The organism is Shouchella hunanensis (assembly GCF_028735875.1).
In the GTDB taxonomy this organism is placed as follows: Bacteria; Bacillota; Bacilli; order Bacillales; family Bacillaceae_D; genus Shouchella; species Shouchella hunanensis.
In genome coordinates, this window is record NZ_CP117834.1 from 2335933 (window position 1) to 2362140 (window position 26208).

Below are 26208 nucleotides of genomic sequence, written 5' to 3' on the forward strand. Positions count from 1 at the left end.
AAAAGCTAGAGGTTTCTTGCACAGTTGGGAAAAAAAGAACGAGGTTGGGAAAATCATGGCGAATCAGAATGGCTAATGTAGAAAAATGGTTTTTGTCTGTTCGATCGTTAGATTTTATAACGGACTTGTAGTTTGGATATAACAAGGTGCGCTACTATTAGTGAAACTTCCTAATAATGAATCGATAAATTTGGAAATGGTTCACCATTACTTCGTTTCCTCGTGTTGCTAGAATGAAAGAAATTCAACCAACAGCTAAAAAAGAGGTGACTGGAATGAACTACGATATGATTCGATGTGATATGAGACATCCAGGAGATGTGACGGCTTTAGAAGCGTTACTTGATACAAATCAGGTAAATGCAAAAGAGATTAAAGCGATCATAGCTCAAACCGAGGGAGATGGCTACGCACGAGGCTATGCAACCCTTGCTTTCCAACAATTATTATCAGAACGTTTAGACATTAGCAAGGAAGAGGTATTTGCTTCCATTCCTATGATGATGATTGGAAAGACAGGGGGGTTAATGACGCCGCATTTTACCCTTTTCTTAAAGAAAGAAAGTGAACAAGTAGGTGACGGCACGAAGCGATTTAGCTTTGGCGTCCAATCAACACGACCACTACGTAAAGAAGAAATTGGAACATTAGCCCAAGTGGATCTTGTATGTGAAGCAGTAAAAGCGGCTATAAAAGAAGCGAATATTGAACAGCTAGAAGACGTTAAATGTGTTGAAATTAAATGCCCCTGGGGCGAAGGTGGAAGCTTATCAAAGGCTGCTGCAGCATTAGGTTCTGCCGTCGCACTAGGTGAGGTTGACCGTTCCAAATTAACAGAAGCAAGTGTAAACAGGGATCATTCACTTTATTCAACAAAAACAAGTGTCTCTGCAGGACAAGAGCAAGTCGCGGCAAGAGTGATTGTCATGGGGAATTCAGTCACTTCTGTAAGTGAGCTAAAGATTGGTGCCGGTGTGATGGATGATGCACTTGATTTAGTCGGCTTGCAACAGGCATTTGAAGATGTTGGATTAAAAGCAGACGGGTTTCTTACAAAAGCACAGCAAGAAAAAGTGATACAGGTCTTTGTGAATGCTGGAGCAGATGCGCTTCCAGATATTCGTGGTCAACGCCATACCATGCATACCGATGCATTAAGCATGCATGCCGGAATTTTAGCAAAAGCCGTTGCCAATGCGGTTGTCGGCAGCTATGTAGGCGAAACGAGAATTCTTTGTTCAGCAGGATCAGAGCACCAAGGTCCTCAAGGCGCTAATCTCATTGCCCCCATTGTTCGAATTGTAGGAGGTGTAGCATGAAGACCATTCAAACAGGCTGGAAAAACTATCATGCCCATCTTGATAAAGGCTTTCTTATTCCACCGAATCGGTACGAAGATGCACCTGCCTCAGTAAGGGCGGAGTGGACACGTGACGCAAAGGTGATGATGACGAAGCAAGATATGAAACGAGCGGCAAATCAAGCGCTAGAAAAAATGATCGCACACGGCACTACGTACGTGCGAACCCATGTAGATGTCGATCCGTTAGTTGAGCTTCGAGGGATTGAGGCGATGCTAGAAGTACAGCAAGAATGGAAGGATCGAGTGGTTCTCGACATTATTGCATTTAACCAAGAAGGATTTGATCGCTTTCCTGAAACAAAGTTGTTGCTAGAAGAAGCGCTTAAGCTAGATGTGAATGGCATAGGCGGCCATACGAGCATGGATAAGGATGCAAAAGCTCATATTCATAACATTTTTGCACTAGCAGAGAAGAAGAATCTTAATTGGATAGAATTCCACACTGATGAAACAGGCAATCCGCAAGATTTTAATCTTCCCTATTTAGCAGATATTACGAACCGCCTCGGCTATAAACAGAAGGTGACAGCTATACATTGTTGTTCGCTTGCAAATGTAGAAGATGAGCTCGCTAAACAAACGATTGAAAAGGTAGCGGATGCTGGTATGACGGTGACCACTTGCCCAACGGCTATTGCGACTAGGAAATTGACAAGAGTAAAGGAGTTGGCAAAAGCAGGTGTACCCATACAGGTTGGTTCTGACAATCTACGAGACTACTTTAATCCTTTAGGAAGCGGGAATATGTTGCAATACGGCCAATTGCTTGCTTATGTTCAGCGTTTCTACGAAAAAGAAGAAATCGAACAGTTGCTATCTTGGTTAAGCGCTAATCCAATGAATCAACAGGTAGCGCTAGCGATTGAGGGGCTTAATCGGAACGTGGCTTACGAGGTGGACCGCCTCAGTGATTTGCTCGCAGATGTGCCAGTGATTACGTCAACGGAAAAAACGATTTACTCATGAGAGGTGGAGTGACGATGCAATCAAAAACAGAGACAACGTGGATGAAACAAGCAAAACCAAAAAGCGTCAAACGTATTCAAGTACCACATTCATTGTGGGCAGGATTTACATTAATCGGTTTCTTCCTTGTTTGGCAGTTAGCAACGATGCTGTTAGCCATTCCCCAATACTTACTGCCATCGCCAATAAGTATCTTCACGCGTGTGCTAAGCGAATCACAATTATTACTCTCTCATGCGCTGACAACACTTGCAGAAGTAGGATTAGGCTTTGCACTAAGTCTATCTATTGGCATTCCTCTCGCCATTGCAATTGTGTACTCTCGTTATTTGGCAAACGCCCTATACCCAATTTTGATTGCGATTCAATGTATTCCTATGGTATCGATTGCGCCTATTCTTGTCATCTGGTTTGGCTATGGGTTAACGACAAAAATTTTGCTCGCTTGTCTAATCTCTTTTTTTCCTATTGTCATAAATGCTGTAACTGGCTTTCGTTCATTAGATAAAGACATGCATGATCTCGGACGGTCAATTGGCATTTCAGAGTGGAAAAATTTCTTCTATTTACGATTACCGAATGCTCTTCCTCATCTATTCGGAGGAATAAAAGTAGGCGTCACATTAGCCGTTGTGGGAGCCGTTGTCGGGGAGTTTGTCGCTTCGGAACGGGGTCTTGGTTATTTGCAACTCACTGCAAACGCAAGACTTGATACACCCCTTGTGTTTGCGACATTATTTACCCTTGCGCTTATAGGAATGTTGTTGTTCGGAGCAGTTCAATTACTTGAAAGATGGATAATGCCTTGGTATAGCGCCAATAAAGCGGGGAGTGAGCGGTAATGACTACGAGCCTTGAACTAAATCATATCGGTAAAGTGTATCAAACGAGAACAGGTGAAGTACAAGCGCTATCTCATGTGCATCTGTCGATTGCCCCTCGTTCGTTTGTTTCCATTGTTGGTCCGAGTGGTTGTGGGAAAAGCACAGTGATGCGTATTATCGCAGGCCTTGAACAACCGTCAACAGGATCCATTAAAAAGAATGGAGCAAATCTTGAAAACCATCGTGACGATATGGCGGTCGTATTCCAAAAAGATGTCTTGTTAGCTTGGCGATCGGTTCTTGATAACGTGTTGTTTCCAATTGAAATCAAGCATGGGAAGAAACAAAAAAAAGCAACTGTTGATAAAGCCATGCAGCTACTGAAAAGCGTCGGGTTAGCAGGGTTTGAACAGAAATATCCGCATGAGTTATCGGGTGGAATGAAACAGCGAGTAGCGATTTGTCGGGCACTTATTCAAGATCCACAGCTATTGCTAATGGATGAACCCTTTGGTGCTCTTGATGCATTAACACGAGAGCAAATGATGTACGATTTGTTGCGCTTGTCCGATACGTATCAATTTACAACCGTTTTTATTACCCACAGCATTGAGGAAGCTGTGTTTCTATCAGATAAAGTGGTTGTGATGTCTGGACGACCGGGTTCCATTGTAAAAGAAATTCCATCTACACTTTCTCGTCCACGGAATGGTGATACAAGAAAAGAGCCTGAATTTACTGGACAGGTATCCACCATCCGATCCATTTTCCAAACGCAGGGCATTTTGGCGGAAGCTTAAGCAGAAAAGGAGGAAAAAAATGAAACGATTTATTCCTTATACAGTAGCAGGGTGCTTCCTAGGCTTACTGGCGGGTTGTGGAAATGAAGGAGGAAGCTCCTTAGCTAATCCAACGGTAAATGCTGACACAGGTGAAATTGGAGAGCCAGAGGTGGAAGATATTACGCTCCGCTTAAACTGGCGTTTTAAAGGGGAGTTTGCTCCTTTCTACGTTGCACAAGAAAAAGGTTTTTTTGAAGAATACGGGTTAAATGTCGACGTACTTGAAGGAAATGGCTCGACAAGTGTGATGCAAACAGTGGCTCAGGGTCAAGATGATTTAGGAATTACATCAACTGTTGAACCAGCTCAAGGAGTAGAAGAAGGGATGCCTATTACAATGATTGCAACGTACATGAATTCTTCTCCGATAATGATTGCTTCACACCCAGATGCCCCAGTGGAAACTCCGACAGATTTAGAAGGAAAATCAATCGCAATGGCCATTGCATCAACCTTTACGAATATTTTTCCGCGCTTTTTGGAAGAAGAGAATGTAAATGCCAGTGAAGTAGAGGCCGTGCAAGTGGAAGCTTCTGCTCGGAACGGTCTGTTCTTAGGAAAAGAAGTCGATGCTGTAGCGATCTTTTCAACAAATGAACTGCCGGTATTTGAGAAAGAACTGGGCTATGAATTGACTTCACTTTATTTAAGTGAGTATCAATTTGATTTAGCGGGATTAACAGTGATCGGCAATAATCAGTTTCTGAATGACAATCCAAATACGGCAGCGCGTTTTCTTGCAGCGATGGATGAGGCATTCCGTTATACATTGGAACATATAGACGAAGCTGTCGCCATATCTGCAGAGCGATTTCCAGATGCTGTTGACGAAGAGATCGTCAGAGAACAATTGACGTTGCTTGAAGAAATTGCTCAATTTGACTCAGTACCGTTTGGCTGGATAGCAGAAGAGAATATTGCTGAAACATTAACCATTTTAGAGGGCAGTGGGTTAATTTCAGACAAACAAGAAGCAGAAGCGTATTTTACGAATGAATTTTTCCAGCTTGATTAGTAGCGGGGTGGATAAAGATGAGCACCTTTCATAAAAGAGGACTAACGATTGAGCGCCTGCTTGAGCTTGAGCCTTTACATGGTGCTCAGTTAATAACGGGTGAACAAAATAAGCGAAACCGAATTTCAAGAATTAACATCATGGGTTCACCGGATATTGATCAATTTGTGCGTCCAGAAGAATTTGTTATGACAACAGGCTATTTGTTTAAGGACAATACCATTCATTTAAAGAAGCTGATCGATGCCCTTCACGACAGAGGGGTAACCGGAATGGGTATTAAAGTGGAGCGTTTTATTGATGTCATTCCAGAAGATCTTTTGAGCCGTGCGCGCGAGTTGTCTTTCCCAGTCATTGAAATCCGTCCACAAACCATATTTTCTGATGTCGTGAGGGTAGCAATGGAAGAAGTGTTTTATCAGGAATCTGAGCATCTAGTCACTTTGTATCATCGCGTACAAGTCTTTATGGATCAACTAAATCGTGATCATTCTTTACTTGATTTATTGGCAGGAATTGAACAGATGATTGGCAATCCAATTGTGGTACTGGATTTTGAGGAACAGCTTACTGCACCACTGTTTGAGCAAGTGTTAGAACCGAAAGAGTGTCTCCACCTTAACCATACGTTAGAAGCAAAAGCAGGCATTGGTAAAACAACGATTACGATTAGAGACGAATCGTTTCAATGTTACTGTGTGCCTCTTGTATCGGAAGGTCTTATTCACTTTGTTCCCTATATAGCATGTATTGAGACGAATGTTGATCTCACGGAAGTGGATTGTATGACACTAGATAAAGTGAGTTCAATGTTAAGTATCGAGCTGACCAATCAAACGGCTAGAAAACGAATTGAACAAAAATATTTAAACCAATTTGTTAAAGAATTAGTTGTTGGAGACATTGTTTCGGATTATGACATTGATCTACGCGCCCATTCATTCGATTTAGATTTAAAAGATAAGTGGTTCCAAACCGTTATTTTAGATCTGGAAGGAGGAGTATTTTCTGATGTTACGGCATTTCAACTTTTCTTGAAGAAAATGACAATGCAGTCACACGGTCAAGTAGTAGGAACATCATTAGATAAGGCGTTTGTCATGCTGCTATGTGTGAAACAAAAAGCAAGCATACCGAACATGCTTCAGATCATCGAAACGGCTGTTAACCGAATCGTCAAGAAAGACGGTCAACGCCCCCTTTATCAACTTTACGGGGGAAGAGCTGTTCAAGACATTGCTCACATTAAGCAAAGCTTTAATGAAGCTTATCATGTAAAGACCATCGCAAAACATAATCAGTTAACAGCGCCTGTAGTGAACTATGACGATTTACATGTCTATCAGCTCCTATACCATTTACCACAAACGCCTGAAGTCGCTCATTATCTTGAAGAAATAATTGGTCCATTACGAAGCACAAGAAATGATGCCCTTTATTTCGAAACATTAGATGTTTTTTTTAAGAATAACAAGAATGTTCGCGCCACTGCTGACACCTTATATGCTCACTACAATACGATTGTGTACCGTTTGGAGAAAATTTCAACATTACTTGGAATCGATTTGCAAGATGCAGAAGCATGCTTAGAACTTCAGCTAGCTTTAAAACTTCGATTTACTCATTTATTTAAAGGAGGATGATGATGAAATGATGGAATCACGAGCATTTATACAAAGAGGTTGGAGCGTGAAGGAGAACAAAAGGGAAGGAAGTTTACATACGTATACATTTGCTGTGAAGGATGTGTTTGATATTCAAGGGCACACGTCTAGTGCTGGGAATCCTGACTGGCTTGCTACGCATGAAACTGCTACCACCTATGCCCCGGCTATTAAGCAACTCTTACATGAAGGGGCAACCCTTGTTGGTACAACGTTAACAGATGAATTAATGTTTAGTTTAAATGGAGAAAACGTTCATTATGGAACGCCAATTAATCCTGTGGCAAACGACCGTATACCAGGGGGATCTTCTAGTGGATCGGCTGTTGCTGTAGCAGACGGTTCCGTTGATTTTGCTCTTGGTACAGATACAGCTGGTTCGGTTCGTATTCCGGCAAGCTATTGTGGTATTTATGGTTTTCGGCCTACTCATAACGCTGTCTCGATAGAAGGTGTTATTCCACTTGCTGCTCGTTTTGATACAGTTGGATGGTTTGCACGCTCTGCCTCTTTGCTAGAAAACGTAGGAAACGTCCTGTTACCAAAAAGTGATAAACAGCCAACGGCCTTTTCAACCGTATATGTACCTGAAGAAGCATTACAACTTGTGCAGCCTCAAGTGGCAGAAGCCTTCTTAGCAGCGTTAAAAGCAATGGTAGGAGAGTTAACCATTGTCTCAATTCGTTTAACAACAGATCGGCTAGACACTTACATGGAGACTTTTCGCACGTTGCAAGGCTACCAAATATGGCAAACACATAGGGAATGGATCGAAACGCAGCAGCCAACATTTGCAGATGACATTGCTACTCGATTTCGGTGGACTAGTACGATAACGATAGAAGAGCAAAGGCGTGCAGAAGAGCAAGCCCTCATCATTAAATCCCAGCTACAAGAACGATTAAAAAACGGTGGTTTGTTAGCAATTCCAACTTCACCAGATGTGGCGCCGCTGGTTGGGACAGACCCGAGCGACCTAGAAGTGCATCGGACGAATACATTTAAACTGACGGCTATTAGTGGGTTGGCTGAAAGTCCACAAGTAACAATGCCGCGCTTAACCGTTCATGGCTTACCAGTAGGTCTGTCTTTTCTAGCACACAAGCACAATGATTTGGCACTTTTGCAATTTGCACGAAGCGTACAAGAAAAAGAAGAGGTGTTGTTATGAAACTTGTATCCTATAAAACGAATGAAGAAGAGCAAGGAGCGATTGAGCTTGATGGGAAACTAATTCCGCTCCTTGCCTTGAACGACCACTTTCAATTTCATTACGAAACAACGGTTTTTTCCTTACTGGAAAAAGGACAGTATGAGTCTCTGAAAAACTGGTATGTACATGAGGGAAAAGAAGCGCTAGCAAATTCTTCTTTGCCTTTTCTAGAAGAATGGACACCTGCCCCCCTCTATAGACATCCACGAAAAATATGGGGAATTGGTATGAACTACAGGAAAGGTGTTGAGGATCAATTTGCTTCAAATACGGTTGCTCCTGTTAGCTTTATGAAACCAGACACTAGTTTAATAGGGTCGGGAGATATTATTCAAATACCTCCTTTATCTAAAAATACGACGGCAGAAGCAGAACTGGCACTCGTCATAGGAAAAACGTGCAAGGAAGTGTCAGAAGCTGATGCACTTGACTATGTAGCTGGGGTTGCAGCCGCCCTTGACATGACTGAAGCAGACATCCACGCCGAAAACTTACGCTATCTGACACGAGCAAAAAGCTTTAACACGTTCTTTAGCTTCGGTTCAGAACTTGTTAGTTTAGATGAATATCCATGTTTAGATGATATTCACGTTACGACACTACAGGACGGGGAGGAGCAGCATACCAATCGGATAGGAGCCATGCGGTATAGCCTAGCCTATATTGTTTCTTTTCATTCAGAAGTGATGACCCTTTTGCCAGGTGATATCCTACTAACTGGTACACCTGGAGCGGTCGTCTTGCGGGATGGCGTTGTAGTGTCTTGTCGTATTAGTGGGTTCAGTAAGGAGTTAGAAAACAAGGCTGCGAGCAAAGGGATACTTTCTTAATCCTCATCTTTCTTAGCTATGTATAAAGAATACTAACGTGGCAAATGACAAACTTCACAGAAAAAGGAAGGTAGTCCTGATTTCTATGAAGTTTGTATCATCTCCCTGTTATGAGAAATAGGGATCTCCTAAGTGCTTGTACGATTAGCGCTTCGTATATGTAATTTTTGCGACTGCATCATGAAGATGGATGGATTCTTGATTTTGACAGGTGACCTTAAAGGCGGTTACCCAGTCATACTCATAAAGATCGGCAGCAACAAGTCTTACTAAATCTTCAACGAAGCGAGGATTCTCAAATGCTTGCTCCGTGACTACTTTTTCGTCTGGCCTCTTTAAAATGGGGTGAATCTTCGCACTAGCATTTGATTCCGCTGCTCCTAACAATTCATTCTTCCAGTCTATTTTGGCTTCGTCAAAGTCTTCACATAGTTCCACACTCATTTTTACTTCCCCACGCTGGTTATGAGCGCTATACTCACTGATTTCTTTTGAACAAGGGCAAAGAGTCGTTACTAAGCATGTTAGGGTTAATTCTGTTTTAAACCCTAGTGTTTTAGAGTAGTTTAGCGAGATCTCGATCTCAGAATGATTATAAGCAGATTGTAATGAGGTCGGCGCCTCTCTTGAATAAAACCATGGAAAAGCAACGTGAATATCAATCATGTCTTGATTTAAACGATCAGCTAACGATCGTGCTAGATTTTTTAGTGACTCAAGAGATAAGGTTTTGTGTTGACCATTGAATTCTTCAAGGCCTGTTATCAAACGACTCATATTGGTGCCTTTTGCATATCGATCTAATTGTGCACCTATTGAAAAAGTAGCTACGGTTGTTTGAATGCCTGGGCTTGATGTGCTTTTTATTTGTATAGGTTGTTTAACATTGGCAACCCCTACAAAATGAACGTCGAACAGAAAGTCCTTATGTGTATTTTGTATATCCTGCATATGTTTTTTTTCAGTTGCTTTGGTTTTAACGCTTGGTGAAACAGAACCAAATAACTTATGACGTTCTGCTTTCAAAGGTATTTTCATAATAAGCGCTCAACTCACTTTCGTTCTACATTGTTTGCTTCTTAATTGTATCTACAGACATCCGTTCGTTCGAAGGTTATGTCTCTATCGTATCATTAACCATGGAGGAATCTTAATTGTTAGCATGTCATAAATGCACCTTTCAAATCGTAATCGTTACGATTTAATTATAGGATAAGTCTCTTTGGAAAAGCAAGAAGAATCTAGATTTTTCGAAGTAGAGAAAGAAATAGATGAAATAGACTACTAGAATATGGGGAGGACGTCTGTTGCTTGGATCATAACCGTTTGAAGCACAAAAGGTTTTACCATATTTTTTAGCTATCCACAGGGTAAGTAGTCTGCTAATGGTTCTAGAGGGAACGATCATCTCAAAAAAATGGTACTTCTTGCTTTCAGACGGTTTAATCCAATTCATTCAAAAGAAATATTGATGAATCGAGTGACAAATAAAATTAAAAAACGATCTTGACAAAGTGTATGCCAACAATATAATCTATAAAACGTAATGATTACGATTAATATTGAAAAAGGGAAGGGTGATGAGGTTGAAGAAGTCATTCATATTGGTTAGTGTTTTAGCGCTAAGTACAATTTTAGCTGCTTGTCAGGATTCAACTGAACAAACAAATAATACTGGATCCAATCAAGAAGATACTACAAACAATTCTTCTGATGATGCTGAGGCAAATGAAACAGGAGAGATTGCTATAGAAGGTTTAGGTCATCACTATCATACAGGTGACACCATCGAATTAACGGCATCAACTTCTGAAAATGTTGATTATGACCATTGGCACTGGTATACAAAAGAACCTGGTCAAACAGAATGGGAAGTAGCGTCTGGACAACAATCTGAAACATTTAGCGATGAAGCAGCTACTGATGGCTTAGAGATTAAAGCAACTCTCTATGACGATGATCACAATGTGTACGCAGAATCAGAAGCTGTAACCATTGTAATTGACGACCACCACGGTCATGACGAGGAGAGTCGACAAATTTATCAAGGCTATTTTGATGATGAGCAAGTTCAAGATAGAGAATTATCAGATTGGGATGGCGATTGGCAATCCGTTTATCCGTATCTTGTGAGCGGTGATTTAGATGAAGTCTTTGAACATAAAGCAGAAGAAGGAAGTATGACTGCAGAAGAGTATAAAGACTACTATACAACTGGATATGAAACAGATGTAGAAAGAATTATTATTGATAATGGCCACGTTACATTCTTTGAAAACGATGAAGAATACTCTGGTGAGTATGAGTATGATGGATACGAAATTTTAACTTATGAAAAAGGAAATCGTGGTGTTCGTTTTGTATACGAACTAGCTGAAGGGGATGACGAGATGCCTCAATACATTCAATTCAGTGATCACATTATTTTTCCAACACCTTCAAGTCATTTCCACTTGTATTGGGGAGATGACAAAGAGGAACTCTTCGAAGAGGTAACCCATTGGCCAACGTATTACCCGTCTGAATTAGATGCGGATGGCATTGTACGTGATCAACTAGCGCACTAATAATCTTTGAGAAGAAAAGCGTTTCGCTTTTCTTCCTATTTTTGTTTAAAAGGAGTAGCAGGGATGAATAAAAAAGTATATCGACCGATACTGGCAAGTTGCGCAGCAATAGCGGTTCTCTCCGGTTGTCAATCGCAAGACGGTCAAAACAACACTAGTGACGATTCTCGAATTTCAGTAGTAGCCTCTTTTTTGCCAATGTATGAGTTTACAAAACAAGTGGCTGGTGACCGTGCGAACGTTCAATTAATGGTATCAGAAGGACAAGATGCGCATCATTATGAACCAAGTGCTCAAGATGTTGCAACCATGAACGAAACAGATGTGTTTGTTTATAGCAGTGAGGAAATGGAATTCTGGGTTAATCGTTTATTTAATGCGATAGAAAATGATGATCTAATCGTTGCTCGTGCAGCAGATGGGCTTGATTACGGAGAGCAACATCACGAAGAGTCCGAAGAGGCCGAGGTGACGATGAACGGCATAGCAGATCACTATCACACAGGAGACACGATTGAAATCACGGCCACTCTTTCTGAGGATGTAAACTTGGATCACTGGCACTGGTATCAACGAGAGTCTCCTGATGAGGAATGGACTGCTTTGTCGGGTCAATATGCAGAAACTCTAAATCTTGATGCGCCTGAGGAGAGTTTTGAAGTAAAAGCAGTAATCTATGATAATAACCACAATGTGTATGCTGAATCGCAACCGGAAGAGATTCGTATTGATAATCATGAAAATGACGATTCAAACCACGAGGACCACAATCACGACCATAGTGAAGAAGATAATGAGCAGGTAAATTCGAGCGAAGAGATTGATATTATCGGTTTAGCAGATCATTATCATACTGGAGATGTGGTTACATTAGTAGCAGACGTGCATAAAAACACAAGTTTTGATAAGTGGAAATGGTTTATTAGGGAAGAAGAAAGTCAGGATTGGGAAGCTGTACAAGACCAAGATACCGATCATTTCGAATATAAGACAACTGGGGAAAGTTTTGAAGTGAAAGCTGTTCTCTATGATGAGGAAGACAATGCTTATATAGAATCACAACCTGTTTCTGTATTAATTGATGATCACGATGATTTGGATCCACACATTTGGCTTGATCCAGTGTTAGCCCAAGATCAAGTTCTTGTCATTCGTGACGCATTGATTGAAGCTGATCCTGATGGTCAGAATGTTTATGAGGAAAATGCAGAGGCGTTTATTGAGGAGCTGAAAAGCTTGGATGAAGATTATCGCTCCACCTTGGAAGGGGCTGAAAATCGTGTTTTTGTTGTACAGCATCAAGCATTTGGTTATCTTGCCGAACGCTACAATTTAGATCAAATTGCCATAGGGGGATTATCTACTGAAGTTGAGCCGAGCCCTTCCCGTATGTCAGAAATTGCTGACTTAGTACAAGATCATGGTGTGCCAGTTATTTATTATCAACAAGGAGCTAGCTCTGCAATTGCGCAAACCGTAGCGACTGAAACAGGAACAGATACGGCTGTACTTTATGACTTAGAAGTGTTATCAGAGGAATTACTCGAAAATGACTTAGGTTACATTGAAGCGATGCGACACAATTTAGAGTCATTGCAAATAAGTATCTACTAATCTTGTGAAAAACGAAACCATTCTAGTGTATGGACTTTTGTAAACAATCGTGGAGTCAGTAAATGGATAATGCGTCTGCCTCTTTTTATACCGATGTTCCTCTTTTGCAAATCCATTATTCTAGAATGGTGTTTCTGTACGCCGTTACTGAAAAAAGAAAGGTAGATAAGCATGGTCTATATTAAAGTCGACAACCTCACTTTTCATTATGAGAAAGAACCAGTGTTAACCAACATTTCATTCGAATTAAGTCCAGGAGATTTTGTTATGCTTACTGGAGAGAATGGTGCTGCGAAAACCACGTTAATTCGCAATATGTTGGGCTTACTAAAACCATCGATAGGCAACGTAACGTTATCTCCTACTAACCATTTAGGGGAAGAATTAATCGTTGGCTATGTTCCTCAGCAAGTCGCCTCCTTTAATGTTGGGTTTCCTAGTACAGTATGGGAGTTAGTTAGTTCGGGTCGATATCAAAGAGGCAAATGGTTTACAAGGTTAACTAAGAACGATAAAGCCCAAGTTGAACGTTCCCTTAAATCAGTTGGAATGTGGGAGATGCGTCACAAAAAAATAGGAGAGTTATCTGGAGGGCAAAAGCAACGCATATCGATCGCTCGTGTTTTTGCTACCGATCCAGATCTATTTATTCTTGATGAACCAACTACGGGAATGGATAGTCAATCAAGAGAAGAATTTTATAAACTGCTTAAGCACAATTGCGAAAAACATGGTAAAAGTATTCTAATGGTTTCGCATGATCATGAAGAACTTAGGAAATATTGTAACAAACATATTGAGTTAGTTCGGAAGGAGGGATTACCTTGGAGATGTTTTTCTATGGATTCATGCAAAGAGCTTTCCAAGCCTCACTTCTCATCTCATTAATTGCACCACTATTAGGTCTCCTTCTTATTTTAAGAAGGCAATCTCTAATGGCAGATACACTTGCTCATGTTTCTTTAGCGGGAGTCGCATTAGGCTTATTACTTAGCATTAATCCAACATGGACGAATATATTCATGGTAATGGTCATTGCGATTGTTTTAGAGTATTTGCGAATGCTTTATCGTAGTTATTCGGAAGTCTCCATTGCAATTTTAATGTCTGCTGGAATGGCGTTAGCTCTATTTTTAATGAGTCTCAATCAAGGTGGTACCACGTTGAACATCAATCAATTTTTGTTTGGATCGATTGTAACCATTAGTTCACAACAAGTATGGATGTTAGTGGCGTTGGCAAGTATCATTTTAATTCTATACGCTTTACTGCGCAAAGCCATGTACGTAATGGTTTTTGACGAAGAAACCGCCTTTACAGCAGGGCTACCAGTGAAAACAATGTCTATAATGTTTAATGTCTTAACAGGAGTTACGATTGCTATTATTATGCCTATCGTTGGAGCTCTATTGGTGTCGGCAATCTTAATTTTACCAGCTGCGATTTCTATGAGACTAAGTAAACGTTTTTCAAGCACCATCTTATTAGGTATTCCTGTTGCTTTAACAGGAATGCTTAGTGGTCTGTTCACTTCATATGAATATGGAACGCCTCCAGGAGCAACCATCACGTTAATTCTCATAGCAATATTAGGATTCGTGATTGTTTTTCAGCGAGCTTTAAGGCTTTTTAGATCTAGTCGTCATTCACTTCGTCGTTAAGTTGTTACGTAACCTAAAGAATGGACTTGTATGCGTTCATTCTTTGGGTTTTTCTTTTCTTACAGGTATAACGTGTTTTTTTGAAGGGGATTCTTATTGACTCTCATTGTAAAAGAATAAGAAGTGTGGTGAAACTAGTTTATCTATTGGACCGTATAAGAGGTTGAAAGAGGGTGCTATAGATGAAACGAACGGTTGTTATTGTTCTTATCGTTTTTTTTATTGTTCTTGTTGGCTATTCTCAATATTTAGAGAGGGGGCCAGGACCGACAACGATTGGTGAAGAAATGGCTGAGCTATTTAACGAAATCCAGATTGAGCAAATTGAGATTAATCACTACAAAGATAACGTCATTCATGTAGGTTATTTGCGCAACGCCAACGATATTGGAACATTGCTTGAAAAAGTACATGCGTTAGATGTACAAGAAACGAGACAAGTAGTAAATCAAAAAGCGCTAGACTCTTATTTGGTCTATGTAAAAGTTGATGGAGGAGGGAGCTTTTCGATCGATTTTAATGATCCGAGAGTGACATTGCCGTCAGGTGTTTATACGTTACTTGAGGATAACGAAGCGACCGCTTACATCGAAAGTTTAGGTTCGATTGAATGGTATTAAAATCACTAAATCTTTGACTCTCGTTATATATGTTCTAACCCGAGAAAGGCAGCCGATTTGGCTGCCTTTTTACATGCTTATAATAAATTGATTTATTCACTCATCTCATTTTAACTTAGTGAAGAAGAATCAATAATGAAAATCATAAAGAGACCGTAAAGCCCATAGAAAAAAGCTTGCTCAGGGGGAAGAGCAAGCTTAAAGAGTAAGTATGTAGTACTATTCCCATTCTGTCATGATTTAAACCCCGAATTAAATAGGTCGTACATTTTCTCATCTTTTTTCATTAGTAGCAGTACGAATGCTTATTTTGCAATCATTCTTTAAGATTCTTAAGGTTTTCTTTTCTCCTTCTTATGGTTTGGTAGGTAGACTTCTTTTAGAAGGAGTTGATGGAAATGATGAAAAAATGGGTAGCAGTTGGAATGATTCCTATTAGCTTATTTTTACTAACCTATAGCCTTTTATTTTCTACAGTTGAAAAAACATTGCTATTAGATGTAAATCAGAATAAATTATTAATTGACTCAGGCATTGATGAAGCTGTTCCTGTTGCAAGCATATCAAAGATGATGACAGAGTATCTCATATTGGAAGAAATCGAAAAGGGTACCGTTGATTGGAATGATCTTGTCCAAATAAGTGGTGAAGCAGCAGCGAAAGAAGGTGCGAACATTTCTCTATCAAAAGGAGATAACGTCCCCGTTCATGATTTATACATGGCGATGCTACTTCCATCCGCTAATAATGCAACAGTTGCGTTAGCTGAACATTTAGCAGATAGTGAAAAAGAGTTTGTGAAAAAGATGAACGAAAAAGCGAAAGAAATTGGGTTAACAAATTCCACGTTTGTTAACGCAACAGGACTGACAGAGTCAAATACAAAGAGCAATCAAATGAGTGCGCGGGATATTGCTGTGTTGGCGCAGGTGTTAATTACTCAATTTCCTGAGGTTCTGCAAGATACAGCAAAGTCATCTCACACCCTTACATTTTCAGGTGAACGTGTTCATACAACCAATCATATGTTGACGACACCAGACCTTGCTTTTGATGGGTTGGATGGTTTTAAGACAGGCTATACCAATGAAGCGGGATATTGCTTCGTAGGGACGGCAAGTAGAGATGGACAGCGGTTTATTACAGTTGTATTAGGAACTGAAAACTATAATGCGCGTTTTGTAGAAACACAGAAGCTCTTATCTCTTGCTTTTGATGAGCCGTATACACCTCCTTTAGAAGCATCTCTTGACAGATAATGGCATGTGTAGCAAGCAGTATGGTACGAATCGCTACATGCTCTATAAAGTGAAAAACAATGCGTTCGTAATGGTGAGCGTGATTAAGGTTATAATGAAATATGCTGGTGTCTTGGACACAACGGATCTAAAAGGAGGAAAATGGCGTTGACTAGTCGGTATGTGGCTTTAGTTTTTAAAATGGTGATGTTGTTATTTATAAGTGGTTTTCTTACAAGCGTAGCTATTGCAGGGCTTTACTTCACGTATCAAGTGTCAGATTTAAACTACTATATAAATGTATTTGATCGAATTGCAGCAGCTTTTAACGCAACACTTAACTTTTATAGTTATGAATTATTCAATCTGATAAATGTATTATTCTTTGTCGGAATCGTCTTATCTATATGGTTCATTGGACACAGGTACATACACTACTTCGTGAAGATTGAAAAAGATCTTGGGCAGATGGCAGGTGGCGAGCTTTCGCAACGGATCGAGGTAAAAGAGAATCATGAACTAGGTCAATTAGCTAGACAAGTGAATCAATTAATTGAAAGGCTAGAAAACACTGTGCATGAAGAAAGAATTGCTGAGCAATCGAAAACAGAATTAATTACAAATGTATCACATGACTTACGAACACCTCTTACTTCTATTATGGGCTACCTCGATTTAATCGAGAGAGATCAATATAAAGATGAAGTAACCTTACGCTATTTTACAGACATCGCCTATGATAAAACGAAGCAAATGAACTCAATGGTCAACGACTTATTTGAATACATCCGAACGAAAAACCCGAAGCTCATGTTAAATAAAGACTACATCGACCTGAAAGAAGTGATAAAGCAAATTGCTTCTCAGTTTCATTTGCAAATGGAAGAAGCGAAATTAAGCTTTAGAATGGATTTGCCAGATCAGGAAGTGAAGCAATATGTGGATGGAGAAAAGCTTTCGCGCGTACTTGAAAACATTATCGGAAATGCAATCAAGTATGGAGCTGACGCACCGTTTATTGACATTACTCTTCATCAAGGCACGAAAGAAACGGAAATGGAAATTCGAAATTACGGGGAACCTATTGCTCAGTCTGAGATTCCGTTTATCTTTGAAAGATTCTACCGAGTGGATCAATCTCGTTCAAAAGACACTGGGGGTTCTGGATTAGGATTAGCCATTGCAAAGAATATTGTCGAGCTACACGAGGGTGAAATTCGTGTAACTAGTGATTTAGAAGGAACGGCATTTTCTATCACCTTACCTATTGTACATAAGGAAGCGTGAAAATTCTCTCATAGACGAAGGAACATCTCCTATATGGAGAGGACAAACATGCATGCACCCTTACGAACGACCTAGCCTGTCAACTCGTAGGGAGTGCTTGTAGACGATATCCATCAACCCGCAAAAAGGATGTGAGCGAATTTGTCTAAACAGATTTTAATTGTAGACGACGACCAAGATATAGCAAATCTCATTAACTTTTCTTTGAAAAATGAAGGCTTCAACACGGTAATGGCTAGCAATGGTGTGGAAGCAATGAAACAACTGGAACAGCATCCTATTGATTTAATCGTCTTAGATGTAATGATGCCTGAAATGAATGGGTTGGAATTTTGCCAAGCCGTTAGACTGAGTCATAGCCTACCTATTCTGATGATTAGTGCAAAATCGGAAGACATGGATAAAATTACAGGAATTATGACTGGTGCTGATGATTATGTTAGTAAGCCTTTTAACATTCTTGAGCTCGTTGTTCGTGTGAAGGCGTTAGTACGAAGAGCGTACTACTATCACGGCGCTCCAAAAGAAGGTGGCATCCTTGAGTTAGGCGATTTAACCATTGATAAAAAGAAATATCAAGCTAGAGTGCATGGAAATGAACTGAAATTAACTTCTAAGGAATTTGATATACTATATCTCCTTGCTAGTCAAGCGGGCCAAGTGTTTGACTCAGAGACCATTTTTCAAAGCGTTTGGAAGGAAAAGTACTATGATTCAAATAACACTGTGATGGTGCATATAAGCAACTTGCGAGACAAGCTTGAAAAAGCGTTAGGGTATAAAGTCATTCAAACCGTCTGGGGAGTCGGCTACAAAATTGAATCTGTTTAAGGCTCAATAAAAAAAGAAGTCCCTTGACTTCCACATAAGAAAAGATCTATAGTAGGTGTGTATTAACTATTGCACGTATAAAGGAGACAACTTTTATGTATCTGGTGGTTCTTAACTAATCCATGAATTGGATAGCTTGAAATGCGATTTTTCAGCGTACTGGTGACGCTTATTTTGTCATGGCATTTCAAGGAGTTAAGAACACGTTTACTAGTAAGAGTTGTCCTACTTGAAGTCTACCTACAATAGGTAGGTACTTTTTAAAGAGGCCGCTGTGAACGAGTGTTCAGAGCGGTCTCTTTGTCGTCTCTGGATAATCGTTCGCACAGTTCCTTATACAAGCAAAAAAGGAGGAAATGCACATGAAACAACAAACCTTAGAAGCGATAGGGTTTAATGATGTCCTTAAGGAGATGGCTGAGCATACGCGGATGAATCGAGCACGTGAAACGATTCTTCAGATGAAGCCTCTACTGAATCAAAGTCAAATGGAGCACAGGATGACTGAAATAGAAGAGGCTATCCGTATTCTGACCCGTAGCGGCAGTGTACCGATACACGTTGTAGATGATATTGCCCAAATGATTATGCAAGCAAAGAAAGGATTATTTATTCGCGCGGATCAATTTACAAGGGTGATTTCTTTTTTAGAGCATTGCGGCAAGTTAAAGCGGTTTATGAATGATAAACAGGAGATTGCGCCATTGGTGAGTAGCTATGCGTTTTCGATTGATGATCTTTCACAACTAGAGGAACAACTTACCTCAGCCATTCGTAATGGTCAAGTTGATGAGTATGCGTCAAAAGAATTAAGTTACCTTCGTCGTCAGAAGAAAGTGGCTTTAGAACGATTAAAAAATAAAGTGGAGCACCTTGTAAATGGAGGGAAATACAAAAGCTTTTTGCAAGATAAGATGGTCTCCACACGCCAAGGTCGATACGTACTATCAATAAAAAAAGAATACCGTAATAAAGTAAAGGGTACGGTCCTTGATACATCAGCTTCCGGCTCAACATTGTTTATGGAACCGTCTGAAGTGAGCGATATTCAAGAAGAGGTGAGTTTGTACACCTATGCAGAGGAAGCAGAAGTAGAACGAATTTTATTCGAACTAACAGAAGCGTTATTAGCACAAGAACAGACCATTTCTATTGCAATGGATGTCATGCATGAGTACGATGTGTTGTTTGCTAAAGCAAAATATTGTCGGGAAATAGAAGGAACAAAACCTTCTTTATCAGTCGATCGAACGATTAAGCTCATACGTGCTAGACACCCGGCCTTAGGTCGAAAAGCGGTTCCTTTGACGATAAGCTTTGGTGGAGCTGTTGATCGTGCGTTAGTCATTACCGGACCGAATACAGGTGGAAAAACCGTAACATTGAAAACCGTTGGATTAGTAACTGCAATGGCACAGGCAGGATTGCTGATTCCTGCTGAAAAGGGTAGTCAGATTGGTATCTTCCAAACCATTTTTGTTGATATTGGTGATGGACAAAGTATGGAGGATAATTTAAGCACGTTTAGTTCAAGAATGGTTTCCATTATAGAGATATTACGAGAAGCTAATGATCGATCACTCGTCTTGCTTGACGAACTTGGCTCTGGTACAGATCCAAATGAAGGAATGGGCTTAGCCATTACAATTTTAAACCAGTTATATAAAAAAGGTTCCACCTTATTTGCTACGACCCACTATAGCGAAATGAAGAGCTTTGCTGACGACACAGACGGCTTCATTAACGGCTCAATGGAATTTGATGTAGAAAGTTTACAACCAACATATCGGTTATTAATAGGTGAAAGTGGTAAAAGTCAGGCTTTTGAGATCGCACTTAAATTAGGCTTACATCCGAGTATTGTTGATGAAGCGCATCAAATTTCATATGGACAAAAGAGTTCCTATCAAGACCGCTTTTCTGCTGAGGCGCTTCAAAGCGAAGCGTTTCGCAAGCAAGTTATTTTTAATCGTCACGCAAATAAACAAAAAAAAGTCCTCGCTTCTGACGTGAAAGCATTCCAGCAAGGGGACAATGTGACGATTCAAGCGACGAATGAAACCGCAATTGTTTATAAAGGCCCTGATGAAAGGGGGAACTATATCGTACAAGTTAAAGATGACAAGAAAACGATTAATCATAAGCGCTTGACATTGCATATTTCAGCGGAAGAGCTGTATCCAGAAGACTATGACTTTGATATTATCTTTAAAAGCAAAACCTATCGGAAAGTCAAAAATGACCAGAGCCGCAAGCATATGGACGGTATTTGGTTAGAGGAATAAAGCCAACTCTGTTGAATGTGCTTGAGGAAAGACTGCAACAAGAAATGTTCAAAATTAGAACGAAGAGAAAAAAACGAAAGACGAATGACCATAGTGATAGGCTCCCTTCAATGTTAGGGTGCTGTTCATAGGAGTCATTCGTCTTTTTTAGTTGCATTAAATGCTTCTGTTTACGTCTTGTTTTTTATTGAGTTTGTAGTTGAATCTGATCTTGTTCAGCCAATGTTTTTAACGCAACGGTGTTAAGAAGGTTAACAGGCTTGTTATAGTGTGGTTGAAAGAAGAAATCGCTAAAAGCCAGGTCTTCAACGGTCATACCTTGTTGGATACAGACAGATAAGGTATTCATGAGTTGAGTCTGGTCATTTTTACTCATAATCTGACCGCCAATTAGACGCATTGTCTCGTTTTCATACACAAGCTTAAGTCTGACTTCTGTTGCAGTTGGCATAAAGGTTGGTCGCTCATGATCAATAAGTGTTGTAGAGCGAACATCTAAACCGTACGTTGCCGCTGCATCTTCTGTAAGACCGGTTGATGCCATATGAAGGTCATAAAGCTTTAAGCCAGATGTTCCTTGTGTACCACGGTAACGAATGGTGGGTTGCATAATATTATAAGCAACAAGTGTGCCCATTTTAGTTGCGTTCGTTGCAAGTGGTATATAGGCATGGTGCTGCGCAGCATTGTGAAATACTGAGCAATTGTCCCCAGCCGCAAAGATCGAAGGGTCACTCGTTTGCATATAGTCATTTACGAGTAGTGCCCCATTGGATAACGTATCTAGTTCGTCTTTTACTAATTCCGTTTGAGGTCGAAAGCCAACACAGAGAATAACCAGGTCAACATCATGGGTAGCCTTGCTTGTTTGAACAGACTTTACATAACCGTCATCATCGCCAACGAATGATTCTACTTTCTCATTAAGTGCCAATTGAATACCGTGATTCGTTAACGTTTGTTCAACTTCATCTGTAAATTCACGATCCAAATACTTGTTTAAAACGCGATCAGAACCCTCGATAAATGTCACGTGCTTTCCGTAAGCTTCAAAGGCTTCAACTAGCTCTACACCAATGTAACCAGCCCCGATTACAGCAATGTTAGTAGCATGAGCCGCTTTCTTAATAATGTCTTGTGCTTGTGCATAATTTTTGCAAAGCTGAATATGTTTTAACCCAATCCCTGAAATAGGTGGGACAATCGGCGTTGACCCAGTGGTATAAACTAGTTTGTCATAATGATCTTGCTTCGTTTCATTTGTTTCAAGGTTTTCAACAACAATGGTTTTTGCTTGTCGATTAATCGACAAAACGTTGTGATGAACGTGCATCGTTGCACCAAGGGCTTCTAACTCTTCTGGAGACGAATAGAATAGGTCTTCTGCATTCTTTACAACACCGCCAACATTTAGTGCAATCCCACAGGAAAGAAAGGAAACGTTGTTGTTTCGTTCGTAGACTGTAATGTCTGCATCAGGATGAAGACGGAGCAAATTTTTGACCGTTTGTGTTCCAGCGTGCGTACAACCAATAACGATAATTTTCATAGAAATAGCCTCCTAAGATATATTGTGAAACACTGAGCAATTGTTTTTATACAGGATGTAGAGAAACATTCACTCCATCAATTTAACTTTGTGAAAAAGTGAGCAAATAGAAGTGATGTTCATTTCAGCTGCTTACAATGTAAGAATAACATATTGTGAAATGGTGAGCAAGTAAAAGTTTGAAATGATTTAGTGGAATGATTTATAGCCTGTATGTTCGATACGATCGTTTAATAGATGTGAAAACAGCTGTTGTTTTGGTACACTGGAGGAAGAGAATACTGTAATAAACTACATACACCTACCACTAGGGGTGCGTCATGCTGAGAGAGACGATGAAGTCTTAACCCTTATGAACCTGATCTAGATGATGCTAGCGGAGGGAAGTGGTTGAGCAATAGGTATGGTCTGTTCAACACTTCTTTTCATTAAGAAGTGTTTTTTATTTAAGGAGGCTGAGAAAAAATGAAGGAACTATTGGAGCAAGTCGACTTACGCGAGGATGAGCTTATTGAACTAGTGAAGGCGTTAATTTCATTTCAAACACCAGCACCACCAGCACGAAATACAGTAGCCATTCAAACGTATATTGCCAATTATTTAAAAGAAATGGGGATGTTTATTGACCAGTGGGATGTGTATGAAGGTGACCCGAATGTTGTCGGGACGTTAAAAGGAACAGACAGGGAGGCCTTTCAAAGTTTAATCTTAAATGGACATGTTGATGTGGCTGCTGTTGAAGAAGATGAAGAATGGGAGATGCCACCTTTTGCTGCAAAAGTAAAGGATCGGTCGATTTATGGTCGTGGGGCTGCAGATATGAAAGGCGGACTTGCTGCCTGTTTGTTTGCGTTAAAGCTAGCTTCTGATCATGGCATTGAATTAAAAGGGGACGTCATTTTACAGTCGGTTATCGGAGAAGAAGTAGGAGAAGCAGGGACAAAGCAATGCTGTGAACGAGGGTATAAAGCAGATTATGCCATCGTAGCGGACACGAGTCACTGTTCAATTCAGGGTCAGGGTGGTGTCATAACTGGATGGATTACGATTAAAAGCCCGACTACACATCACGACGGGACAAGACGCCAGCTTATTCACGCCGGTGGTGGTGTAAATGGGGCGAGCGCCATTGAGAAAATGGCAAAACTCATTACTGCTTTACAAGAGTTAGAGCGACATTGGGCAGTCACAAAGTCTTATCCTGGTTTTCCGTCAGGGACAAACACCATTAATCCTGCGGTGATTGAAGGAGGAAGGCACCCCGCATTTATCGCGGATGAATGCCGGTTATGGATGACGGTTCATTTTTATCCAAATGAGTCGATTGAAGAGGTAACAAAAGAAATTGAAACACATCTTCTAGCGGTAGCAAAAGGAGATGTTTGGTTACGTGATCATTTACCACAATTTGAGTGGGGTGGAGAGTCAATGATTGTTGATCGAGGAGAAGTGTTTCCAGCGTTCTCTGTTGATAAAAAGCATCAAGGGTTTGCAGTTATTTCAGAAGCGCATACAGCGGTCTTTAAAGAGCAACCGAAGGTCGATATGTCACCAACTGTGACAGATGGTGGGTGGCTGGCGGCTTATGGTATACCAACGATTCTATACGGCCCGGGGAAATTAGCACACGCCCATGCAGTAAATGAAAAAATCGACATAGACGAACTGATTATGTACACAAAATCCCTTTTATCCTTTATGGTACGTTGGTGCAACACACAAAAAAAGTAGCGATTTGCTACTTTTTTTATGTCCATAATGTCAGTAAAGGACCGTTCTCTCCAAATATAGGGTCGTGACTTGGTTTAGGGACGGCTGCAATTTGTTGAATATGTTTCTCTTTCTCTATAGGATCACCTGTACAAAGATTATAGGCAGCCCCGTTTGGATAAGCCCCAACAACTGTAAATGAATGACTACCCCGAAAGGTTATTCCTTCCGTAATACAATTGACTGAAAGGCCAAGTCTCCACCAATGACGTTACTTGGAATTACGTTGAACGATTCAATGGAAAAAAAGGCGGATAAAAGAGATTGGAGAGGCTCATGTTCATAAAACGAGAAAAAGCGTTTAGGCTCATAAACATCCTCTTCCCATATTCCTTCAGATGTTCTCCCGCCATACACACCTAAATAAAACAGACCATTTGGTTTTATCACCCTCTTTAATTCACTTAACACCTCACTTAATTCTGCTTTCGGAACGTGTAACAGGCAATTGAATGCATAGATAGCATCAAACTGTTCATCAGGAAACTGGAGTTGATAAAAGCTCATTTCTGCTGCCTCAAGACCTTTGCTTTTACAAATGGCAATCATTTCAGGGGACAAGTCTGTACTAAATGTATGGAGCCCATGTTGATGAAAATACAAACTATCATGTCCAGGACCTGCACCGATCTCTAGTAAACTTGTCTTCTTTTCTCGTTGCAACACTCGTAGAAACCCTTCTCTTTCATTTGTTTTCCAATCATCTGTTATAGCAGAATCTCGGTATTTCGCTTGTTTGTTGTAGGCTTCTTTTAATTGTTGTTGTGTGTTCATATCATGGCTCCTTATTAATAAGCGTCTTTCATCAAAGTATGTAAATGCTTCGTTATTTTTGTTCGTAAACTACCGTGTTTGTCTTCTTGGAACTGTTCGTTCTCATCCGTCCAGTTCTGTTTTGGGTATTGCCAAACTGGATAAGGAATGCGCTCTGCAGGCTCCCAGCTATATCTTGGGAAAATATGAGCATGTAAAAAGGCATCTGTATTGCCATAGATTGAATAATTTACTCGAATTGGCTTACATACATGAAGAATAGCATCACCAATCAAACTCATATCTAGTAGATAATCACTTCTTTTTTGATACGGCAACGCTTCAAGAGAAGGGTATTCTTCATCTGGTAATAGAACGCAATAGCCGGGGAGGAACTGCGTGTCACCTATTACCGCAAATCCAGTGCGCATTCGTGCCATCACCATCGGATTTTGGTGTTGTTGTGCTGCTCTAATGCGATTTTGTTTCCAATGATTCATAGTGTCATCTCCTTTATTTACGATGAATGAAATGAAAGGCAACATAAACGGCTAACAAGAAATAGTGTTCTTCCTTATTTCCTTTTGAAGAGAGCGACAGTTCATATTGATAACGACTAACATGTTTGCCGGTTCCGATTAGAAAATCGTTACAGGTGATGCGCAATTCCTGACCAATAAGCTCGGTTGTCAATTGAAATGTGCTGTCATTCTGTTGAACAAACATCCAACTCTTTCCATTCCTCAAAGCAGATAGAGCTGAGTCAAGCTGAGCAGTTCCTACCTTGGTATTATTTTGGTAAATAAGCCATTCTTTTCGTTTATCATGTTGTTGGAAAGACAGATACGTGCCGTTTTCAAATGAAAAATGAAGTTGGAGGTGGTGACTACCTTGTCCACGAGCAAGTGATTCGAGGAGCCGGTGCCATTTCTTTTTGTACGATCGTTCGACATATCCAATTCTTTCGCCTTGAAAGAAAAGCGGCTTTTTATTCGTTGATACGCGATCAAACAATCGAACAGAAAAGACAGCTTTATTGTGATGTGGGACATAGTCTTGATCTTTTCTGCCTTGCCACCGAAGAAACAAGGTTAATAGGAAGGCAACAAACAGAAAGAATCCTGTGGCGAAAACTTGGAGCCACTCAAGCTTCCCAGTGAAAGCGAAGCGAATTGGAATAGCGACTACACCTACAAGGAAAAATACGTAAAGAATATTCATAATAAATGGTGCCCTCCTAGGCTGAGGAATGCTTCTTACCAGTATACATAAAAAAGACAGGTAAATGATAACATTACGAATAGTGAATGTTATAC

The 26208-nt window shown here is 40.3% G+C and carries 23 protein-coding genes and 1 riboswitch; of the genes, 18 read left to right on the forward strand and 5 right to left on the reverse strand.

Translation table 11 applies throughout. The features are described 5' to 3' along the window. Positions 1–233: 233 nt before the first annotated feature. From PQ477_RS11855 to PQ477_RS11890, 8 genes are read left to right on the forward strand one after another with little or no spacing between them, the layout of a single operon-like run. A complete protein-coding gene (locus tag PQ477_RS11855) occupies positions 234–1319 on the forward strand; it encodes a ring-opening amidohydrolase (RefSeq protein WP_274271955.1) in 1086 nt (361 codons plus the stop codon). After that, complete coding sequence (locus PQ477_RS11860) at positions 1316–2329, forward strand: amidohydrolase family protein (protein ID WP_052008186.1); 1014 nt, start codon at positions 1316–1318, stop codon at positions 2327–2329. Before PQ477_RS11855 ends, PQ477_RS11860 begins: the two co-directional genes overlap by 4 nt. Positions 2330–2343: 14 nt before the next feature. After that, positions 2344–3171, forward strand: a complete 828-nt coding sequence (locus PQ477_RS11865) for an ABC transporter permease (RefSeq protein WP_144558181.1) — start codon at positions 2344–2346, stop codon at positions 3169–3171. Further along, positions 3171–3953 (forward strand): ABC transporter ATP-binding protein, encoded by a 783-nt coding sequence (locus tag PQ477_RS11870; RefSeq protein ID WP_035397123.1) that lies wholly within the window; start codon positions 3171–3173, stop codon positions 3951–3953. The genes PQ477_RS11865 and PQ477_RS11870 overlap by 1 nt, the downstream gene beginning before the upstream one ends. A 19-nt stretch (positions 3954–3972) precedes the next feature. Next, positions 3973–5010, forward strand: coding sequence for an ABC transporter substrate-binding protein (locus PQ477_RS11875; protein WP_035397125.1), 1038 nt, complete (start codon positions 3973–3975; stop codon positions 5008–5010). A gap of 17 nt (positions 5011–5027) precedes the next feature. Next, positions 5028–6653 (forward strand): PucR family transcriptional regulator, encoded by a 1626-nt coding sequence (locus PQ477_RS11880; RefSeq protein ID WP_035397127.1) that lies wholly within the window; start codon positions 5028–5030, stop codon positions 6651–6653. A gap of 7 nt (positions 6654–6660) precedes the next feature. After that, positions 6661–7845, forward strand: coding sequence for an amidase (locus tag PQ477_RS11885; protein ID WP_060704926.1), 1185 nt, complete (start codon positions 6661–6663; stop codon positions 7843–7845). Next, positions 7842–8717, forward strand: a complete 876-nt coding sequence (locus PQ477_RS11890; protein WP_274271959.1) for a fumarylacetoacetate hydrolase family protein — start codon at positions 7842–7844, stop codon at positions 8715–8717. The genes PQ477_RS11885 and PQ477_RS11890 overlap by 4 nt, the downstream gene beginning before the upstream one ends. A 144-nt stretch (positions 8718–8861) precedes the next feature. Here the strand turns inward: PQ477_RS11890 and folE2 are convergent, their stop codons facing one another. After that, a complete protein-coding gene (folE2, locus tag PQ477_RS11895) occupies positions 8862–9755 on the reverse strand; it encodes a GTP cyclohydrolase FolE2 (protein ID WP_274271960.1) in 894 nt (297 codons plus the stop codon). A gap of 542 nt (positions 9756–10297) precedes the next feature. Between folE2 and PQ477_RS11900 the strand changes: the two genes are divergently transcribed. The 9 genes from PQ477_RS11900 (at position 10298) to PQ477_RS11940 (ending at position 20820) form a co-directional block, all read left to right on the forward strand. Continuing rightward, positions 10298–11284: a ZinT family metal-binding protein gene (locus tag PQ477_RS11900; protein WP_035397133.1), complete on the forward strand. Its 987-nt coding sequence runs from the start codon at positions 10298–10300 to the stop codon at positions 11282–11284. 63 nt (positions 11285–11347) lie between these two features. Then, on the forward strand, positions 11348–12898 hold the full coding sequence (locus tag PQ477_RS11905) for a metal ABC transporter solute-binding protein, Zn/Mn family (RefSeq protein ID WP_274271962.1): 1551 nt from the start codon (positions 11348–11350) through the stop codon (positions 12896–12898). A gap of 171 nt (positions 12899–13069) precedes the next feature. Then, on the forward strand, positions 13070–13786 hold the full coding sequence (locus PQ477_RS11910) for a metal ABC transporter ATP-binding protein (protein WP_035397136.1): 717 nt from the start codon (positions 13070–13072) through the stop codon (positions 13784–13786). Beyond that, a complete protein-coding gene (locus tag PQ477_RS11915) occupies positions 13723–14559 on the forward strand; it encodes a metal ABC transporter permease (protein WP_060704923.1) in 837 nt (278 codons plus the stop codon). The genes PQ477_RS11910 and PQ477_RS11915 overlap by 64 nt, the downstream gene beginning before the upstream one ends. Positions 14560–14741: 182 nt before the next feature. Next, a complete protein-coding gene (locus PQ477_RS11920; RefSeq protein WP_144558196.1) occupies positions 14742–15179 on the forward strand; it encodes a hypothetical protein in 438 nt (145 codons plus the stop codon). Positions 15180–15577: 398 nt separating this feature from the next. Next, the gene (locus PQ477_RS11925; RefSeq protein WP_274271963.1) at positions 15578–16438 is read left to right on the forward strand and encodes a D-alanyl-D-alanine carboxypeptidase family protein; all 861 of its coding nucleotides are present in this window, start codon (positions 15578–15580) and stop codon (positions 16436–16438) included. A 147-nt stretch (positions 16439–16585) separates the two neighbouring features. After that, complete coding sequence (locus PQ477_RS11930; RefSeq protein WP_052008189.1) at positions 16586–17704, forward strand: sensor histidine kinase; 1119 nt, start codon at positions 16586–16588, stop codon at positions 17702–17704. A 141-nt stretch (positions 17705–17845) separates the two neighbouring features. Continuing rightward, positions 17846–18535 carry a response regulator transcription factor gene (locus PQ477_RS11935; protein ID WP_274271964.1) on the forward strand — a complete coding sequence of 230 codons (690 nt, stop codon included), beginning with the start codon at positions 17846–17848 and terminating at the stop codon, positions 18533–18535. 362 nt (positions 18536–18897) lie between these two features. Then, positions 18898–20820 carry an endonuclease MutS2 gene (locus PQ477_RS11940; protein ID WP_274271965.1) on the forward strand — a complete coding sequence of 641 codons (1923 nt, stop codon included), beginning with the start codon at positions 18898–18900 and terminating at the stop codon, positions 20818–20820. A gap of 184 nt (positions 20821–21004) precedes the next feature. On the opposite strand, the gene PQ477_RS11945 is transcribed toward PQ477_RS11940, so the two are convergent. Further along, positions 21005–22369 (reverse strand): FAD-dependent oxidoreductase, encoded by a 1365-nt coding sequence (locus PQ477_RS11945; protein WP_060704920.1) that lies wholly within the window; start codon positions 22367–22369, stop codon positions 21005–21007. A 299-nt stretch (positions 22370–22668) separates the two neighbouring features. After that, positions 22669–22771: riboswitch (TPP riboswitch) on the forward strand. A 63-nt stretch (positions 22772–22834) separates the two neighbouring features. Between PQ477_RS11945 and PQ477_RS11950 the strand changes: the two genes are divergently transcribed. Then, the gene (locus tag PQ477_RS11950) at positions 22835–24100 is read left to right on the forward strand and encodes an acetylornithine deacetylase (protein WP_274271966.1); all 1266 of its coding nucleotides are present in this window, start codon (positions 22835–22837) and stop codon (positions 24098–24100) included. A gap of 198 nt (positions 24101–24298) precedes the next feature. On the opposite strand, the gene PQ477_RS11955 is transcribed toward PQ477_RS11950, so the two are convergent. From PQ477_RS11955 to PQ477_RS11965, 3 genes are read right to left on the reverse strand one after another with little or no spacing between them, the layout of a single operon-like run. Further along, positions 24299–24913 (reverse strand): class I SAM-dependent methyltransferase, encoded by a 615-nt coding sequence (locus PQ477_RS11955; RefSeq protein ID WP_274271967.1) that lies wholly within the window; start codon positions 24911–24913, stop codon positions 24299–24301. Positions 24914–24927: 14 nt separating this feature from the next. Beyond that, the gene (locus tag PQ477_RS11960) at positions 24928–25392 is read right to left on the reverse strand and encodes an HIT family protein (RefSeq protein WP_274271968.1); all 465 of its coding nucleotides are present in this window, start codon (positions 25390–25392) and stop codon (positions 24928–24930) included. A 13-nt stretch (positions 25393–25405) separates the two neighbouring features. Continuing rightward, positions 25406–26113 (reverse strand): tubby C-terminal domain-like protein, encoded by a 708-nt coding sequence (locus tag PQ477_RS11965; protein WP_060704917.1) that lies wholly within the window; start codon positions 26111–26113, stop codon positions 25406–25408. Between the last annotated feature and the right edge of the window lie 95 nt (positions 26114–26208).

Coding starts and splice junctions, on each gene's coding strand:
- PQ477_RS11855 (WP_274271955.1), top strand. CDS start 234: ATGAAAGAAATTCAACCAACAGCTAAAAAAGAGGTGACTGGAATGAAC.
- PQ477_RS11860 (WP_052008186.1), top strand. CDS start 1,316: ATGAAGACCATTCAAACAGGCTGGAAAAACTATCATGCCCATCTTGAT.
- PQ477_RS11865 (WP_144558181.1), top strand. CDS start 2,344: ATGCAATCAAAAACAGAGACAACGTGGATGAAACAAGCAAAACCAAAA.
- PQ477_RS11870 (WP_035397123.1), top strand. CDS start 3,171: ATGACTACGAGCCTTGAACTAAATCATATCGGTAAAGTGTATCAAACG.
- PQ477_RS11875 (WP_035397125.1), top strand. CDS start 3,973: ATGAAACGATTTATTCCTTATACAGTAGCAGGGTGCTTCCTAGGCTTA.
- PQ477_RS11880 (WP_035397127.1), top strand. CDS start 5,028: ATGAGCACCTTTCATAAAAGAGGACTAACGATTGAGCGCCTGCTTGAG.
- PQ477_RS11885 (WP_060704926.1), top strand. CDS start 6,661: ATGATGGAATCACGAGCATTTATACAAAGAGGTTGGAGCGTGAAGGAG.
- PQ477_RS11890 (WP_274271959.1), top strand. CDS start 7,842: ATGAAACTTGTATCCTATAAAACGAATGAAGAAGAGCAAGGAGCGATT.
- folE2 (WP_274271960.1), bottom strand. CDS start 9,755: ATGAAAATACCTTTGAAAGCAGAACGTCATAAGTTATTTGGTTCTGTT.
- PQ477_RS11900 (WP_035397133.1), top strand. CDS start 10,298: ATGAGGTTGAAGAAGTCATTCATATTGGTTAGTGTTTTAGCGCTAAGT.
- PQ477_RS11905 (WP_274271962.1), top strand. CDS start 11,348: ATGAATAAAAAAGTATATCGACCGATACTGGCAAGTTGCGCAGCAATA.
- PQ477_RS11910 (WP_035397136.1), top strand. CDS start 13,070: ATGGTCTATATTAAAGTCGACAACCTCACTTTTCATTATGAGAAAGAA.
- PQ477_RS11920 (WP_144558196.1), top strand. CDS start 14,742: ATGAAACGAACGGTTGTTATTGTTCTTATCGTTTTTTTTATTGTTCTT.
- PQ477_RS11925 (WP_274271963.1), top strand. CDS start 15,578: ATGATGAAAAAATGGGTAGCAGTTGGAATGATTCCTATTAGCTTATTT.
- PQ477_RS11940 (WP_274271965.1), top strand. CDS start 18,898: ATGAAACAACAAACCTTAGAAGCGATAGGGTTTAATGATGTCCTTAAG.
- PQ477_RS11945 (WP_060704920.1), bottom strand. CDS start 22,369: ATGAAAATTATCGTTATTGGTTGTACGCACGCTGGAACACAAACGGTC.
- PQ477_RS11950 (WP_274271966.1), top strand. CDS start 22,835: ATGAAGGAACTATTGGAGCAAGTCGACTTACGCGAGGATGAGCTTATT.
- PQ477_RS11955 (WP_274271967.1), bottom strand. CDS start 24,913: ATGAACACACAACAACAATTAAAAGAAGCCTACAACAAACAAGCGAAA.
- PQ477_RS11960 (WP_274271968.1), bottom strand. CDS start 25,392: ATGAATCATTGGAAACAAAATCGCATTAGAGCAGCACAACAACACCAA.
- PQ477_RS11965 (WP_060704917.1), bottom strand. CDS start 26,113: ATGAATATTCTTTACGTATTTTTCCTTGTAGGTGTAGTCGCTATTCCA.